This is a genomic window from Acinetobacter sp. AKBS16 (genome assembly GCF_002899995.1).
Classification (GTDB): Bacteria; Pseudomonadota; Gammaproteobacteria; order Pseudomonadales; family Moraxellaceae; genus Acinetobacter; species Acinetobacter baumannii.
In genome coordinates this window covers 1-627 of the sequence record NZ_POYH01000093.1, presented here as the reverse complement: position 1 = coordinate 627, position 627 = coordinate 1, and the positions used below count along the sequence as shown (strand labels likewise).

Annotated in this window: 1 pseudogene; it reads left to right on the top strand. The window is 44.5% G+C overall.

The features are described from left to right. Positions 1-627: pseudogene (locus tag C1642_RS17175) on the top strand (hypothetical protein); the annotation flags it as partial.

The window sequence follows — 627 nt, the reverse complement described above, 5'->3', positions numbered from 1 at the left end:
CAGATATTATCGGTGGTGTAACTGGCGGTGTTGATGGCAACCCACTTGAAGTGATTACAGATATTATTGGCGGTGTAACTGGTGGTGTTGGTGGTGATAACCCTCTTGGCGTAGTAACTGATATTATCGGCGGCGTAACCGGTGGCATTATTGGTGGCGGTACATCTCCTATTTCTCCAGTTATTGATGTTGTTCAAGGCGGTATCGATATTCTTCAAGGCGTTGAAAGCCTAAAAACTGAAATTATTAACACGGGTATTGATACAGTAGCCGACACTATTATTGGTGTATTACCTCAAGCTGAGCATCCAGTTTCTGAAATTGCAGACCTTGGCACATTAACTTTCGAAACGTCTCGTGACACAGTCAATGGTGCTCTTGAAGTTGTTTCTGATTTAGTCGGTGGCGATATTCAAGGTGCTACTGAAAATGCAACTGGTATTTTAGGAACACTTATTCAGAATGGTTCAACAGCGACTGGAATTGTTACTGATATTCTTGGTGGCGTAACAGGTACTATCGGCGGCGTAACTGGTGGTATCGGTGGTGACAATCCGCTTGGTGTAGTAACTGACATCATCGCTGGTATTACTGGTGGTATCGGCGGTGATAACCCTCTTGGCGTAG